The following is a 14497-nucleotide window of genomic DNA, read 5'->3' as shown; positions in this document are numbered from 1 at the left end:
CATATAGATCAAATTGATTGTATCTTCCGGACGGTTAGGTTTTTTCAATGAATTATCCGCAGATCCGTGCCTTCCATCTTGTCGCCAAGGAAGGCAGCGTACGGCGCGCGGCCGAGCTTCTGGGCGTGTCTCAGCCGACGATTTCCCAGCATCTCAAGGGGCTTGAAACCCGGCACGGGGTCCGGCTGTTCGAAAAGCGCGGCCGCGGGCTGGTGCCGACCGAGGCGGGCGAGCGTCTCTTTTCCGTGACACTGAGGTTAACGGAACTTGTCAACGAGATCGACGATCTGCTGGAGCAACGGCCGCGGGCGGCGACCGGACGGCTGCGGGTCCATGCGGATTCGCCCGGTATCGCGGTGCGGCTGGTCTCGCGGCTGAGGGCCAGCCATCCGCGGATCGAGGTCACGATCCAGCGCCGCAGCACCGAGGCCATCGCGGCGGCCCTGCTGGAAATGCGGGCCGATGTCGGCATCGCGGTCGAGCCGATGGTCGATCCGGCGCTCTTGATCCTGCCCTATCGCTATGAGGAATTGCGGGTCTGCCTGCCCGCGACCAGCCCGCTGGCACAGCGCCGCGATTTCGCGCTCGATGCCATTTCGGGCCAGACCCTGATCCAGCGCGAGTCGGGGTCGCGGACCCGGGCGCTGGTCGAACGGACCATTGCCATTGCCGGAAAGACGCCGGCCTCGGTGCTGGAGATCGAGGGCTCGGACGTCGTGCGCGAAGCCGTGGCCTGCGGCCTGGGGATGACGTTCTTCGCCGAATCCGACTGCCTGCCCGATCCGAGGGTCGTCTATCTGCGGCTGGCGCCGCCGCAGCGCCAGATCGGGTTTTCCGAACATATCATGCTGCGCCGCGACCGCCGCCGGGTCGTCGAGATCGCGGCCTTCTTGTCAGCCGCCGCGCTGGGCGAAGGCGAGCCCGCGCCGGGTGTCCCCGGGGCGCGGCGCTGAGCTCGGCCGGGCCCGGCCTGCCCGCAGGCACGCAAACGGCCGACCCGAAGGCCGGCCGCGAAAGGGGCGGTATGGCAGCCTGACGATCAGGCTTCGATATTGTCGACCACCGCGCGGGCGAAGGTCGCCACCAGCGCCGTGTAGACCTCATGGCTGGTCGGCGTGATAACCGTCACGTCCGAGCCTTCGGGCAAGAGCGGCATGACCTGGTTCAGCTTCACGGTCAGGTCGAAGGTCTGGAAGTTGGAATTGTCTTCCATGTCGATGACGTTCACCGTGCCCGACATCTGGTTGTCGGCGGCCCCGATCTGTTCCTGGAAGAAGTTGGCCAGTTCGACCTCGTTCATGTCGATCTTGATGTCCATGCCGGTCTCGCCGAGCCGTCCGACAAGCTGGGCGGCGATGGCCGCCTCGAGGTCTTGGTCGAGCGACTTCCAGTAGGCCGCGGCCTGCGGGTTGTTCAGGTCGGTCAGCGAGGTCTCGACGTCGATCGACTTGATGGTCTCGACGTCGTCGGCCAGGGCGGGGGCGGCGACGGTGGCGCCCAGAAGCGCGGCCATAATCGAAGTGCGAATCATGTCTCTTCTCCGTTCGTCAGGGTGGAACGGCGCCGGGGGGCGGCGTCCGTTTCCATTGTCGAGAGAACGTGCCAGGGGCCGTCGGGTTCCCGGCGGGGGCGCGGGCGGGCCGAGGGTGGTCGGATTTCCGCGCATCGGCGGGGCGGGGGCCGGAACGGTGCCCCGGCCGATCCGACCGCCGCGGTCCTTGGCTAAAACTGCCCCCGAATGCCGAAAAGCTCTCCCCGGTTTGGCCCCACTGCTGCCGCATTCTGGCGAAATCCTGTCGGACGCGGGACTTTCAGGACCTTGTCCATGGATTAGGGGATCAGGACGAATGCAAGATCGCTGCAGGGGGATCCTCAGATCCGCCGGGACCCGGCTGTGCGGGTTCGGCGGCGACGAGCGCGGGGCGCTGGTCGTCTTCTTCCTGTTCGTCTTCGTGGGCATGCTGATCGCCGGGGGCATGGCGGTCGATTTCCTGCGCGCCGACGAGGAACGCACCCGGCTTCAGGCCACGCTGGACCGCGCGGTACTGGCTGCGGCCAATCTCGACAGCCGTCAGGACCCCGAGGCGCTGGTGCACGACTACTTCCGCCGCGAGGGGCTCGAGGATCATATCCGCGACGTCCAGGTGCATTCGGATCTGAACGGCCGGGTCGTCGGCGCCACGGCGAGCTTCGACATTCACACCCTTTTCCTGCAGTTCACCGGGATCGACACGCTCAGCAGCGGTGCCTCGGGCGTCGCGCGGGAACACATCCCCAACAGCGAGATCTCGCTGGTGCTCGATATTTCGGGGTCGATGCGCTGGGATTCGCGCATGGCGAAGATGCGCCCGGCGGCCAAGGACTTCATCCATTCGGTGCTGAACCCCGAGGACCCGACCCGGGTTTCGATCAATCTCATTCCCTATGCCGGGCAGACCAATCCTGGCCCGGTGCTGTTCGAGTATCTGGGCGGGCAGTGGCGCAACGGGGTGGGCAACTTTTTCGAGGAATGGCCCCAGGACATCTCGCACATGACCACCGATTTCGACACCGACGGCGACGGGGTGCCCGACACGGTGGTCAAGGTCGACGAGTTTCCCGATTCCGGCCAGCCCAATCATGTCAGCAACGATCCCGACGATTTCTTTCCCGAGATGGTGAAGTTCATCCGCAGCTCGGTCCCGGCGGTGGCGTCGGCGACGGTGATCGGGGCGCGGGTCAAGGGCGGCATCCAGACGACGCAGTATTACGCGGTCGAGGGCAACGCGAATGGCGAGGCGCCCGACACAGACCCGCTGGCCGCGTCGGGCGGCGGCAAGGCGAATTCCGAGCCCAAGGCCGACTACACGCTGATGTGGAACGATTTCGACCATGAGGCGATCCTGCGCCCCGCCAGTTGCCTTGAACTCGGCAGCGGCGAGTTTACCCAGAGCGGGCTGCCCTCGAACGGCCCTTACGAACAGACGCCCCTGTTCATGTACTGGACCATCGACCGGTCGGTGATGGACTGGGGCTGGTGCCCCGAGGACGATACCGCGATCCAGTATGCCCAGAACGACGAGGCCGTGCTTGACGCTTTTGTCGACGCGATCCGGATGCATGACGGCACCGGGACCCATTATGCCATGAAATATGCCCTGGGGCTGCTCGACCCCAGCGCGAACGCGGCCTTCCGGCATCTGCAGACCGAGGGTCTGGTGCCCGCCGACTTTGCCGACCGGCCGGCCGCCTGGGACGATGCCGAGACCGCGAAATACATCGTGCTGATGACCGATGGGGCGATCACCGAGCAGTATCGCCCGACGAACCCCGACGCGGCGGTCAATGCCACGGTCGAGCTTGAAAAACAGTCCGGTTCCAAGCGGCGCAAGACCACGACCGACGTCCAGAACGTGGCAAGCTTCTACGAGACCTGCACTCTGGCCAAGAAAAACGGCGTCGTGATCTTCACCATCGCCTACATGGCCTCCAGCGCCGCCAAGCAGCAGATGCAGACCTGCGCCTCGACGCCGCTGTATTTCTTCGACACCACCCCCGACAATATCGGCGAGGCGTTCTCGGCCATTGCGGGCAAGATCAACAAGCTGCGGCTGATCCAGTGAGGAAGGGGGCGATCATCCGCGCGCTCGGCCGTTTCGCCCGCCAACGGACGGGAAGCGTCACCGTCGAGATGGTGATCCTGTTTCCGATCCTGTTCATGGTGTTCCTGATGGCTTTCGAGCTGGGCATCCTGAACGTCCGGCAGATGGCGCTGGCGCGGGCTACCGATATCGTGGTGCGCGATGTGCGCCTCGGCACCGAAGGCACGCCCGATTTCGCGGCCTTCCGCAGCCGGATCTGCGAGGTGGCGACCATCATCCGCGATTGCGAGAACGTGATCCGGATCGAGATGCAGTCGCTGCCGCCAGAGCGCTGGGCGACGATGACCGCGCCGCCCAAATGCATCGACCATGCCGAGACCATCGACGCCTCGCTCGACTTTAACCACGGGGTCGAGAACGAGCTGATGTTCATCCGGGTCTGCGCGCTGTTCGAGCCGATCTTTCCCGGCACCGGGCTGGGGCGAAAGCTGCCCAAGAATGCCGAAGGCGAATATGCGCTGATCGTCACCAGCGCCTTTGTCAACGAGCCCTCGATATGACCGGGCGGGCCGCCCGGCGCGCGGGCCGCTTCGCGCGCGCCGAGGCGGGCAGCATGACGGTCGAGTTCGTGCTGATCCTGCCGCTGCTTTTATGGGCGCTGGTCGCGCTGCATGTCTTCGTGGGCGCGTTTCAGTTGCGCAACACGGCGACCAAGGCGACCTATACGCTGGCCGACATGCTGTCGCGCCAGACCCAGCCTGTCGATCAGGCGTTTCTGGACGGGGCCGACAGCGTTCTGCAATTCCTGGCCGGGCCTTCGGCGCGGCTCAGGGTGACGGTGGTCCGCTGCACCGCCGATTGCGCCGATGATGCCACCCGCAGGCTTGCCATCGACTGGCCGGGCGCCACCGCGGGAATGCAGGCGATGACCGCGGCCGAGCTGGCGAGCGACGCCTATCGGGCGCGGATCCCGGCGATGGAGCTGGGCGACCGGATGATCCTTGTCGAGACCGAGGTCGATTACACCCCGATTGCCGATTACGGGCTGCCGTCGATGACCTTCGAGACGCTGATGGCGACGCCGCCCCGGTTCGCGCCGCAGCTCTGCTGGCAAAGCTGCGGCTGACCGGTCCGCGGCGCGAAGACGTCAGGGCGTCTTCGGCCGCGTCCCGGCTGTCGCGGAGGCGTGTCCGGGGCTCCGGTCGAACGCCGCCTGCCGCGGACCCGTCCCGGCCCCGGGGCCGGAGACCGGATCAGAAGGTTCTGGCCAGGGTCAGCTTGAAGGTCCGCCCCGGCGCGGGCCGGGTCGCCAGATGCGGAGTGTAGTCGAGATCGAAGGCGTTCTCGATCCCGGCGCGGATTTCCGTTCCCTTGAACAGGCCCTCCTGCGGCCGCCAGGTGGCGCGCAGGTTGTGGACGGTGCTGGAATCGGACGGCTTGTCCGACCGGTTCATTTCGGCGGCATGCGCCACCTCCCAGCTCAGGTCCAGCGTCTCGCCCCATCTTTTGCCCAGCGTCACGCGCAGATCGTCGGCCGGGGTGCCTTCCCAGTCATCCCTGATCCCGGGCGTGGTGTTTTCGCCCCGCGCGATATTCGCGTTGAAATCGACATAATGGCCCGAGGGCAGGCTGTAGGCGGCCTCGAGCTCCAGCCCCTTCATCCGCGCATCGGTGATCGGCACCATGGCGTCGGTGGTATAGGACGTGATGTCCCAGACCGTGGTGTGATAGGCGGTCGCCTTCAGCGCCAGATCGTCGCCCTCGGCAAAGACCGTGCCGCGGTCGTAGGACACGCCCAGTTCGTAGGTCCGGGCCTTTTCGCTGCGGGTCATGTAGGCGGGCGTGCCCAGATCGTCGATGATGGGCAGGTTCTCGGTATAGGCGGCGCTGCCGAAGACCGCCCATCCGTTGCCGAAGGCATAGCGTGCGGAGAGGCCCCCCATCAGCGCGTCATTGTCGTAATCGGCATAGCTGTCGCCGCCGATATCCTGGGTCTCGTAGCGCAGCGCCGGGGTCAGCGTCAGCCCGCCGAAGGACATGTCGTCGACCGCGAACAGCGCCCAGCGCTTGTCGGTGCCGCCCGGGGCGGAATTGGCATCGAGCCGTTCCTTGCGGACATATTCGACGCCCGTACGCAGGTCATGGCCGAGCTGGCCAGTCGCAAACAGCGCCTGGTTCTTGACCGTCAGTTTGGTCGTCTCGTAGCGGTGATCGGCATTGGTGGTGGGGAAACCGCCAGGCGGGAAGGGGAAGCCGCAAGCGCCACCTTCGCAGCTCGAACTGCCCGGCACGTAGTCCTGATCGATCTTCTGCTCGGCATAGCTGAGGGTGGCGGTCAGGTTGATCAGATCGTTGCCCGCCGGATTGAAGGCGTATTCCAGAATGGCGGTCTTCGACCGGGTCTTGCGGTCGACATTGCCGAACATGTCGGTGGTCGTTCCGAAGGTGTCGTAGGGCACGTCCTTCTCGTCCGAACTGGTGTCGGAATAGCTGAGCTTGACGGAATGCTCGCGCGCCTCGCCGAAGGTGTACTTGCCCTTCAGCATCCATGAGGGCAGGTCGAACCCTTCATCGCCGATGCCGTTTCCGTCGCCGTCCGTCTGTACGCCCTGGCTGCGATAGGTGTAGTTGCCGAGGAATTCGAGGTTCTCGTCGGGCTGCCAGGCCAGGATCGTCGACGACGCCCAGGCATCGCCATTGGTGCCGTATTGCAGGGTCTGACGCAGCTTGAAGCCGGGCTCGCCGCCGGTGAAGTCCGAGGCGTCCTTGGTGTCCAGCCGGATCAGCCCGCCGATGATGCCCGACCCGTATTCGAAGGTGCCAGCGGTGCCGCGGATCACAGTGACTTCCTTGTAAAGCGCGGGGTCGGTGAAGAGCTGGGTGCCGATCCGGTACAGCTCTTCCGACCCGACCGAGGCCCCGTCGACCTGGATCGCGACCTTCTGGTCCGATCCATAGCTCGAGGTGGCGCCGAAGCCGCGGATGTTGATGCCCGACCCCTGGGGCGTGGTGCCGTTGATCAGCGACACGCCGGGAACCGAATCCACCAGTTCGGCGATGGTCGTGGCCTGCCGGTCCTCGATTTCCTCCTCGTCGACCACCGTTTCCGAGATCGCGGTATCGGTGCGCACCTCGCGCTTGCTCTGGCCCAGCGTCACCGGGTCCAGGCTGAAGCTGTCCTGGGCCGCGGCAGGCCAGGCCAGGGCCATCGCTGTACCGCAGGCCAGAAGGCCTGCCGTCATATGTCGTGCCGTCATGTTCCATCCCCTTGTCAGATCATGAAAGATTCCATGGCTGGCAAAGCGGCTGGCGCATGTCGCTTGGACATCCGCCGGCGGGGTTCCGCACGACGGTCTTGCATCGGGTATGAAATCTGATAGTTTCTGTCAACATTGAGGGCCACGGGAATGGCCCATGATATCCAGCAAGCTGCGCGCGCGCCCCGGGGCGGCGCCGTCAGGCCAGCCGCATCCATCAGGAACTTCGAAGGGAGCCTCCCATGGGAGACGGCAAGGCCGTGTCGCCGGACCGGATAAGGTCGATCCGGCAAGAGAAATCCACCGCCCGTGCCCGCGATCTGGCCGACAGCCTGGGCGTGGCCGAGGCCGAGCTGCTGGCAGCCGAAACCGGGCGGGGCGTGACCCGGATCGCGGCCCATCCCGACGCGCTGATGCCGGCGATGCCGGGGCTTGGCGAGGTGATGGCCCTGACCCGCAACGAAAGTGCAGTGATCGAGAAGGTCGGGACCTATGGCCCCTACACGCCCGGCGATCATGCCGCGATGGTGCTGAGCCCCGCGATCGACCTCAGGATCTTCCCCCGGCACTGGGTCCATGGCTTCGCGGTCGAGGAAACCCGGGGCGGCAAGGTGCGCCGCTCGATCCAGATCTTCGACGGGGCCGGGGACGCGGTCCACAAGATCCATCTGCGCGACGGCTCGTCGGCCGAGGCCTGGCAGTCGCTTGTCGATACCGTCCGGCTGGACGATCAGTCCGACCGGCTGACGCTTGACCCGCGCGCGCCCTCCGAGCCCGCCAAGGTGGATCGTGGCGCGGTCGAGACCCTGCGCGGACAGTGGGACCGGCTGACCGACACCCACCAGTTCCTGCAGATGGTGCGCAAGCTCAAGATGAACCGGCTTGGGGCCTACCGGATCGCGGGCGCGCCCTATGTCCGGCCGCTGGCGCCCGATTGCCTGCACGGGCTTCTGAACGCGGTGGCCGACGAGGCGCTGCCCTTCATGATGTTCGTCGGCAATCGCGGCTGCATCGAGATCCATTCCGGACCCATCGAGACCGTCAAGCCGACCGGCCCCTGGCTGAACATTCTCGATCCCGGCTTCAACCTGCATCTGCGCGCCGATCATGTGGCCGAGGTCTGGGCGGTGACGAAGCCGACCCGGCGCGGTCCGGCCCTGTCCGTCGAGGCCTTCGATGCCCAGGGCATGCTGATCCTGCAGGCCTTCGGCATGCGCGTGGGCGAGGTCGATCACACCGGCCCCTGGGGCGAGATCGTCGCGGCCCTGCCGGGGCTCGAGGTGGCGGCATGATCCGCCCGCTTGTCGCACTGACCCTTGCGGCGCTGGCCGCGCTGCCCGCGCAGGCGGCCGACCGGGTGGTGTCGCTGGGCGGCGCGGTCACCGAGATCGTCGCGGCGCTGGGCGAGGCCGACCGGCTGGTCGCGCGCGACACGACCTCGAGCTGGCCCGAGGCCGTGACGGCGCTGCCCGATGTGGGCTATGTCCGGCGTCTGTCGGCCGAGGGCGTTTTGTCGGTCGCGCCCGACCTGATCCTCGCCGAAGAGGGCGCCGGGCCGCCCGAGGCGGTCGATCTGCTGAAATCCGCCGCGATCCCCTTCGTCGTCGTGCCCGACGGCTATGACCGCGACGCGGTGGCCGCCAAGATCGAGGCCGTGGCCGGGGCTCTGGACGTGCCCGAGAAGGGCGCGGCGCTTGCCGCCGAAGTTGGCCGGGCGCTCGACGCGGCGGCGGCCGAGGCGGCCGAGGGGCCCGCCCGGCGGGTGCTGTTCGTGCTGTCGGTGCAGGGCGGGCGGCTTCTGGCCAGCGGGCGCGGCACCGCCGCCGATGGGATCATCCGGCTCGCGGGCGGGGTGAACGCGGTCGACGCGTTCGAAGGCTACAAGCCGTTGACCGACGAGGCCGTCGCCCAGGCCGCCCCCGAGGTGATCCTGATGATGGCGCGCGAGGGCGCCGAGGATCTGGCCGCCGAGGTGCTGGCGCTGCCCGCCGTCCGGACGACGCCCGCCGCCGCCAGCGGTGCGCTGGTCTCGATGGACGGGCTTTATTTGCTGGGCTTCGGGCCGCGCACGGCCCAGGCGGTGCGCGATCTTTCCGACGCGCTCGACCGCGCCGGGAGCTGAGCCGATGGTCGCGCTTCTGCACGAGGTCTCCGGCCCCGCCCCGCACTGGGACCGCACGCCGCGTGCCTGGCGGCTGACGGTGCTGCTGGTGCTGGCGCTGGCGGTCATGTCGGCGGCAAGCCTGGCCGTGGGTGCCGCGGGCACCTCGCCCTGGGCGGTGCTGGCCGACATCATGGCGGGGCGCGAGGTCGCGCTGGCCGACCGGGTCGTGCTGTTCGAGATCCGCCTGCCCCGGCTGGCCATGGGCGCGCTGGTCGGCGCGGCGCTGGCCGTGTCGGGTGCGGTGATGCAGGGGCTCTTTCGCAACCCGCTGGCCGATCCGGGGCTGGTCGGCGTCAGCGCGGGGGCGGGCCTTGGCGCCATTTCGGCCATCGTTCTGGGTGGCCTGTTGCCCGCCGGAGTCGCGGGCGCGCTGGGCTACCATCTGGTGCCGGTGGCGGCTTTCGCGGGCGGCTGGGCCACGACGCTGGTGCTGTACGGCATCGCCACGCGGCGCGGGCAGACCTCGGTTGCGACCATGCTTTTGGGCGGCATCGCGCTGGGCGCGCTGGCGGGGGCGCTGTCCGGCATTCTCGTCTACATGGCCGACGATGCGCAGCTGCGCGATCTGACCTTCTGGGGGCTCGGCTCGCTGGCGGGCGCCACCTGGACCAAGCTTGCCGCCGCCGCGCCGCTGATGATCCTCGCGCTCGTTGCCGCGCCGATGCTGGGGCGGGGGCTGAACGGGCTGTCGCTGGGCGAGGCGGCCGCCGCCCATGTCGGCATCCCGGTGCAGCGGCTCAAGACCGTGGCGATCCTCACCGTGGCCGGCGCGACCGGCGCCGCGGTCGCGGTCAGCGGCGGCATCGGCTTCGTCGGCATCGTCGTGCCGCATCTTCTGCGCCTCGCGACCGGACCCGATCACCGGCCACTGCTGGTCAATGCCGCCCTTCTGGGCGCGGCGCTGCTGATCGGCGCGGACATGATCGCGCGCAGCCTGATCGCGCCGGCCGAGCTGCCCATCGGCATCGTCACCGCCATTCTCGGCGGGCCGGTCTTCCTCTGGATCCTGCTGCGCCGCCGCGGCCTGCTGGGGTTCTAGACAATGCTGGAGGCCACCGACATCACCGTCCGTCTGGGCCGCCGCGAGATCCTGACAGGGGTCGATTTCCGCGCGCAGCCCGGACAGATCACCGCCATTGTCGGCCCGAACGGTTCGGGCAAGACGACCCTCCTGCGAGCACTCACCGGTGAACTCTCCCATGACGGGCGGATCCGGCTGAACCACCACGATCCCGCCTCCCTTCGACCCTGGGTGCTCGCAGGCCTTCGGGGGGTGTTGCCGCAGGCCACGCCCATGGCCTTTCCCTTCACCGCCGCCGAGGTGGTCCGGCTGGGCCTGATGGGCGGCATCGAGGCAGCCGAGCCCGATCTGGTGCCGAAGGCGCTGGGGCGGGTCGGACTGGCGGGCTTCGAGCCGCGCCCCTATCAGGAGCTTTCGGGCGGAGAACAGCAGCGGGTGCAACTGGCCCGGGTTCTGGCCCAGGTCTGGCATCCGACCGCCCATGGCCAGCCGCGCTGGCTGTTTCTCGACGAACCGGTCTCGGCGCTCGATATCGGCCACCAGTTGCAGGTGATGCGGATCGTGCGCGATTTCGCCGATGCGGGCGGCGGCATCGTCGCCGTCATGCACGACCTGAACCTCACCGCGATGTTTGCCGACAGTGTGGCCTTGATGGCGGGCGGGCGGCTGATGGAGCAGGGGCCGCCCGCCACGGTGCTGCGCGACGACCTGCTCAGCCGCGCCTATCTGTGCCCGCTGCGCGTGAACGCGCTGCCCGTCAACGGCCCCTATCTTCTGCCCCAGGCCAGCGGCCCGATCGCCGCCGAATGACGCCCAATCACGGAGACACGTCCATGGACCTGACCGAAAAGACCGCCGCCATCGCGGAGTTTCTCGACAAGGGCGGCCCGGCGATCTGGGCCATCGCCGCACTGTCGGTCATGACGGTGGCGCTGATCCTGTGGAAGCTCTGGCGCCTCGCGCTGGCCGGGGCCTGGTCGCGGGCGGCGGCGAATGGCGCGGTCGCAAGCTGGCTCGAGGGCGATGTCTGGCGCGCCCGCAGCGCGCTTGAGGGGCGGCGGGGGCTGCGCGCGGTCGCGGTCCGGGCGGCGATCGAGGCGCGGCTCGACCCCGAGCTTGACGCCGCCACCGCCCGCGAAGAAGTCGCCCGCGTCGCCACGCGCGAGCTGACCCGCGCGCGGTCCGGGCTGCGCGCGCTTGACCTGATCGCCACCATCGCGCCGCTGATCGGTCTGCTGGGCACGGTTCTGGGCATGATCGCGGCCTTCAAGACCCTGCAGGAAACCGGCGCGCGCGCCGATCCCTCGGCGCTGGCGGGCGGCATCTGGGAGGCGCTTCTGACCACCGCGGCGGGCATGGCCGTGGCGATCCCGGCCTCGGTTGCCCTGTCCTGGTTCGAAAGCGTCACCGAAGCCGCGCGGGTCGATATCGAGGATGCGGCGACCCGGGTGCTGACCCGGGGTGGGCCGGGCCGCGCGGCGCTCCGGGCGGCGGCGGAATGAGCCTCGGTCTGGCCCCTCCGGCGGCCCGGCGACGGCCGAGCCTCACGCCGATGATCGACGTGGTGTTCCTGTTGCTGGTCTTCTTCATGCTGGCCGCCCGGATGGGGGCCGAGGTGGCGCTTCCGGTCGCTGGGGGCGCGGGCGGCACCGCCGAGTGGTCCGGTCCGCCCCGGCTGGTCGATATCCGCCCCGAGGCGCTGACGCTCAATGGGGTCGAGACCCCGCTTGAGGGTCTGGCCGAGGCGCTGACGCCACTGGTCGAGGACCCGGCGGCCGACCCGGTCGTGCTGCGCCCGCGCGATGGTGCCGATCTGCAGCGCGTGATCGAGGTGATCGAGACGCTGTCGGCGGCGGGCTATACACAACCGATCCTGGTGGAGTAGCCCCATGCGCCTGACCCTGGCCGCCCCGCGCCCGGCGCGGGAAAGCGTGGTTCCGATGATCAACGTGGTGTTTCTGCTGCTGATCTTCTTCCTGATCGGCGCGCGGCTGGCGCCGCCCGACCCGATCGAGGTGCATCCGCCCGAGGCCGCATCGGACCGTCCGCCCGAGGGGATCGAGGCCTTGCTGATCGCCGCCGATGGCACGCTGGCCTATCGCGACGCGCGGGACGAGGACGTTTATCCGGCGTTGGCCGATGCCCCGCGCGAGGGGCCGCTGACGGTGCGCGCGGACCGCGCCGTTGACGGCGCGGCGGTCGCGCGGGTGCTGGCGCGGCTTGCGGCCGAGGGCGTGACCCCGGTCGAACTGGTGGCGGCCGCGCGCTGATCATGCGGGGCCTTCTCGAACTTCTGGCCTTCGGCGGCACGGCGCTGGTCTTGCACCTGGCGCTCTGGCCGCAAGACGAAACCGCGGGCGTCGAGTCCTCGGGCGGCGGCGGCGCCGATCTGGCGACGGTCGCCGCCTCCTCGGCCGCTATCGCCCGACAGGTGGCCGAGTGGGAGCGCCCGCCCGAGCCGGTCGCGCCCGCCGAGATCGCCCCCCCGCCGGTCGTCGAGCCGCCGCCCGAGGCCTTGCCCGAACTGGCCGCCCCCGAGGCCCCAATCCCCGAGGCCCCAATCCCCGTGCCCGACAGTCCCGCCTTGCCCCGCCTTGCCGCTCCGACGCCGCCCGATGTCGAGCTTGCCGCGCCCGAGCCGCCGCCGCGCCCTCCCAAGCCAGAGGTCAAGCCAGACCCCGCGCCCGAGGTCCCCGAGGTCCGGCAGGCCGAAGCCGACACGCCGCGCCCGGTCGAGCGGCCGGATCGCAAGCCCGCCCCGACACCCGCGCCGCAGCAGACGGCGCGCACCGAGGCCTCGCAAAGCTCGGTGGCGCAGCAGGCCCAGCGCGCGGTCGGGGCAGGGGGCACGGCGCGCGGGCAGGCCGGTCAGGCCAGTGCCGCGACCCGCGATCCGGGCCGGATCGCCTCGATGATGGCCCAATGGGGCGCCTCGATCCGGGCGCGCATCCAGCGCCGGGTGCCCGAAGGCGCGGGCCGAGGCGCGGCCCTGGTCGAACTGACGGTGTCGGCCCAGGGCACGCTGGTCGCGGTGCGGGTGGTCCGCTCGTCGGGCGACGCACGGCTCGACGGGCTGGCGCTGGCCGCGGTGCGCCAGGCGGGCCGCTTTCCGGCCGCGCCCGCGGCGCTGGGCCCCGGGGCGCGCAGCTTCAGCCTCGAGGTCCGCTCGCGCTGACGCGGGCCGGGGCTCAGCCCCAGGGGCCGCGCGGGGCGCGGCGGATCGTCGGGCGGGGACGGGGCGCGGGCGCAGGCATGGCCGAGCCCGCCATCTGCCGCAGCGCCGCGACCCGGTTCGCGGTGCTGGGATGGGTCGAGAACAGCTTGTCGCGGCCTTCGCCATGCAACGGGTTGATGATGAACATATGCGCGGTGGCCGGGTTGCGCTCGGCCGCGACATTGTCGATGCGCTGGGCCAGCGCCTCGATCCTGGTCAGGGCCGAGGCCAGCCACAGCGGCTGACCGCAGATCTCGGCGCCGATCCGGTCGGCCTCGTATTCCCGGCTGCGGCTGATCGCCATCTGGATCAGACCCGCAGCCATCGGCGCCAGCAGCGCCATGGCAATCGTCGCGACGATGCCGCCGCCGCCCTCGCGCCGCCCGCCGAAGAAGAAGGCGAAATTCGCCAGCATCGAGATCGCGCCCGCGAAGGTCGCGGTCACCGTCATGATCAGCGTGTCGCGGTTCTGGATATGCGCCAGCTCATGCGCCATCACGCCCGCGATTTCCTCGGGCGAAAGCCGGGCCAGCAGCCCGGTGGTCGCGGCCACGGCCGCGTTGTCGGGGCTGCGCCCTGTCGCGAAGGCATTGGGCTGGTCGCTGTCGATCAGGTAGACGCGCGGCACCGGCATCCCGGCGTCGCGTGCGAGCCCGGTCACGATCCGCTGCAATTCGGCGCCGTCCGGGCCGGTCGCGGGCCGGGCGTTGTTCATCCTCAACACCATGGAATCCGAGTTCCACCAGGTCATGAGGTTCATCGCGGCCGCCACCACGAGGGCGATCACGGCCCCCGAACTGCCCGCGATCATCGCCCCCACGCCCATGAAGACCGCCGTGAGGGCGGCCATCAGAAGTGCTGTCCGGAAGTATCCCATCATCGTCACGCCATGCTTCGGGAAAACCTGTCCGCGATATAGGCATGGCCGGGTGCGCCGCAAGCGGCAGGCCGGGCGCTGTCGGGGCAGTGGGGTGTCAACAAATTGACAAAACTCCGTGCGGTCGCGTCACGCGTTTCACAATTCTTTCAGCGCTCCGGCGATCTCCCGTTCATTTTTTACAGGATTTGGTAAACAGGCGAGAATGAGGAGGCGGGCGGCCATCCCCGCCAGGGGCTTGACCGAGAGGAGGATACAGCATGACCGATATGATGAAACCCGGCGAGGCCGCTGCGGCGACCCATCCGCCGCAACCGGATTTTGTGTCCGGGGCGCATATCGATGCTGCGGCGTATGAGTCGATGTACCGTCAGTCGGTCGAG

General features: G+C 69.0%; 15 protein-coding genes. 12 read left to right on the top strand and 3 right to left on the bottom strand.

The annotated features are described in order from the left end of the window. The first annotated feature begins 47 nt into the window (after positions 1-47). On the top strand, positions 48-953 hold the full coding sequence (locus DSD19_RS13450) for a LysR substrate-binding domain-containing protein (protein ID WP_113669945.1): 906 nt from the start codon (positions 48-50) through the stop codon (positions 951-953). 86 nt (positions 954-1039) lie between these two features. Here DSD19_RS13450 and DSD19_RS13445 read toward each other — a convergent pair whose 3' ends face one another. Beyond that, complete coding sequence (locus DSD19_RS13445; RefSeq protein ID WP_075787304.1) at positions 1040-1531, bottom strand: hypothetical protein; 492 nt, start codon at positions 1529-1531, stop codon at positions 1040-1042. Between the two features lie 316 nt (positions 1532-1847). Here DSD19_RS13445 and DSD19_RS13440 point away from each other — a divergent pair, with 316 nt between their 5' ends. Genes DSD19_RS13440 through DSD19_RS13430 form a run of 3 tightly spaced genes read left to right on the top strand, consistent with a single transcriptional unit; the run spans position 1848 to position 4707 of the window. After that, complete coding sequence (locus DSD19_RS13440; RefSeq protein ID WP_165828133.1) at positions 1848-3602, top strand: Tad domain-containing protein; 1755 nt, start codon at positions 1848-1850, stop codon at positions 3600-3602. Beyond that, positions 3599-4141, top strand: a complete 543-nt coding sequence (locus DSD19_RS13435) for a TadE/TadG family type IV pilus assembly protein (RefSeq protein WP_075787302.1) — start codon at positions 3599-3601, stop codon at positions 4139-4141. The genes DSD19_RS13440 and DSD19_RS13435 overlap by 4 nt, the downstream gene beginning before the upstream one ends. Further along, entirely contained in the window at positions 4138-4707 is a 570-nt protein-coding gene (locus DSD19_RS13430; protein WP_075787301.1) for a TadE/TadG family type IV pilus assembly protein, read from the top strand. Before DSD19_RS13435 ends, DSD19_RS13430 begins: the two co-directional genes overlap by 4 nt. 127 nt (positions 4708-4834) lie before the next feature. On the opposite strand, the gene DSD19_RS13425 is transcribed toward DSD19_RS13430, so the two are convergent. Then, entirely contained in the window at positions 4835-6838 is a 2004-nt protein-coding gene (locus tag DSD19_RS13425; protein WP_243627974.1) for a TonB-dependent receptor plug domain-containing protein, read from the bottom strand. 242 nt (positions 6839-7080) lie between these two features. Between DSD19_RS13425 and DSD19_RS13420 the strand changes: the two genes are divergently transcribed. The 8 genes from DSD19_RS13420 to DSD19_RS13385 are packed head-to-tail and all read left to right on the top strand — an operon-like array spanning position 7081 to position 13198. Then, positions 7081-8130, top strand: coding sequence for a hemin-degrading factor (locus DSD19_RS13420; RefSeq protein ID WP_113669942.1), 1050 nt, complete (start codon positions 7081-7083; stop codon positions 8128-8130). Then, positions 8127-8960, top strand: coding sequence for a hemin ABC transporter substrate-binding protein (locus DSD19_RS13415; protein ID WP_113669941.1), 834 nt, complete (start codon positions 8127-8129; stop codon positions 8958-8960). Before DSD19_RS13420 ends, DSD19_RS13415 begins: the two co-directional genes overlap by 4 nt. 4 nt (positions 8961-8964) lie before the next feature. Further along, positions 8965-10041, top strand: coding sequence for an iron ABC transporter permease (locus DSD19_RS13410; protein WP_113669940.1), 1077 nt, complete (start codon positions 8965-8967; stop codon positions 10039-10041). Between the two features lie 3 nt (positions 10042-10044). After that, the gene (locus tag DSD19_RS13405) at positions 10045-10833 is read left to right on the top strand and encodes a heme ABC transporter ATP-binding protein (RefSeq protein ID WP_113669939.1); all 789 of its coding nucleotides are present in this window, start codon (positions 10045-10047) and stop codon (positions 10831-10833) included. Positions 10834-10856: 23 nt separating this feature from the next. Then, on the top strand, positions 10857-11525 hold the full coding sequence (locus DSD19_RS13400) for a MotA/TolQ/ExbB proton channel family protein (protein ID WP_075787296.1): 669 nt from the start codon (positions 10857-10859) through the stop codon (positions 11523-11525). Further along, positions 11522-11908, top strand: coding sequence for a biopolymer transporter ExbD (locus tag DSD19_RS13395; protein WP_075787295.1), 387 nt, complete (start codon positions 11522-11524; stop codon positions 11906-11908). The genes DSD19_RS13400 and DSD19_RS13395 overlap by 4 nt, the downstream gene beginning before the upstream one ends. A gap of 4 nt (positions 11909-11912) precedes the next feature. Next, entirely contained in the window at positions 11913-12293 is a 381-nt protein-coding gene (locus DSD19_RS13390; protein WP_075787294.1) for a biopolymer transporter ExbD, read from the top strand. Positions 12294-12295: 2 nt separating this feature from the next. Beyond that, on the top strand, positions 12296-13198 hold the full coding sequence (locus DSD19_RS13385) for a TonB family protein (RefSeq protein WP_113669938.1): 903 nt from the start codon (positions 12296-12298) through the stop codon (positions 13196-13198). 13 nt (positions 13199-13211) lie between these two features. Here DSD19_RS13385 and htpX read toward each other — a convergent pair whose 3' ends face one another. Next, complete coding sequence (gene htpX, locus DSD19_RS13380; protein ID WP_113669999.1) at positions 13212-14114, bottom strand: zinc metalloprotease HtpX; 903 nt, start codon at positions 14112-14114, stop codon at positions 13212-13214. Positions 14115-14497 lie beyond the last annotated feature (383 nt).

The organism is Rhodovulum sp. BSW8, assembly GCF_003314725.1.
Lineage (GTDB): Bacteria > Pseudomonadota > Alphaproteobacteria > Rhodobacterales > Rhodobacteraceae > Rhodovulum > Rhodovulum visakhapatnamense.
Note: the sequence above shows the minus strand (reverse complement) of the source record. Positions and strands in the feature narration are given on the sequence as shown.

Coding starts and splice junctions, on each gene's coding strand:
- DSD19_RS13425 (WP_243627974.1), bottom strand. CDS start 6,838: ATGACGGCACGACATATGACGGCAGGCCTTCTGGCCTGCGGTACAGCG.
- DSD19_RS13420 (WP_113669942.1), top strand. CDS start 7,081: ATGGGAGACGGCAAGGCCGTGTCGCCGGACCGGATAAGGTCGATCCGG.
- DSD19_RS13445 (WP_075787304.1), bottom strand. CDS start 1,531: ATGATTCGCACTTCGATTATGGCCGCGCTTCTGGGCGCCACCGTCGCC.
- DSD19_RS13405 (WP_113669939.1), top strand. CDS start 10,045: ATGCTGGAGGCCACCGACATCACCGTCCGTCTGGGCCGCCGCGAGATC.
- DSD19_RS13395 (WP_075787295.1), top strand. CDS start 11,522: ATGAGCCTCGGTCTGGCCCCTCCGGCGGCCCGGCGACGGCCGAGCCTC.
- DSD19_RS13390 (WP_075787294.1), top strand. CDS start 11,913: ATGCGCCTGACCCTGGCCGCCCCGCGCCCGGCGCGGGAAAGCGTGGTT.
- DSD19_RS13410 (WP_113669940.1), top strand. CDS start 8,965: ATGGTCGCGCTTCTGCACGAGGTCTCCGGCCCCGCCCCGCACTGGGAC.
- DSD19_RS13385 (WP_113669938.1), top strand. CDS start 12,296: ATGCGGGGCCTTCTCGAACTTCTGGCCTTCGGCGGCACGGCGCTGGTC.
- DSD19_RS13440 (WP_165828133.1), top strand. CDS start 1,848: ATGCAAGATCGCTGCAGGGGGATCCTCAGATCCGCCGGGACCCGGCTG.
- DSD19_RS13415 (WP_113669941.1), top strand. CDS start 8,127: ATGATCCGCCCGCTTGTCGCACTGACCCTTGCGGCGCTGGCCGCGCTG.
- DSD19_RS13400 (WP_075787296.1), top strand. CDS start 10,857: ATGGACCTGACCGAAAAGACCGCCGCCATCGCGGAGTTTCTCGACAAG.
- htpX (WP_113669999.1), bottom strand. CDS start 14,114: ATGGGATACTTCCGGACAGCACTTCTGATGGCCGCCCTCACGGCGGTC.
- DSD19_RS13450 (WP_113669945.1), top strand. CDS start 48: ATGAATTATCCGCAGATCCGTGCCTTCCATCTTGTCGCCAAGGAAGGC.
- DSD19_RS13430 (WP_075787301.1), top strand. CDS start 4,138: ATGACCGGGCGGGCCGCCCGGCGCGCGGGCCGCTTCGCGCGCGCCGAG.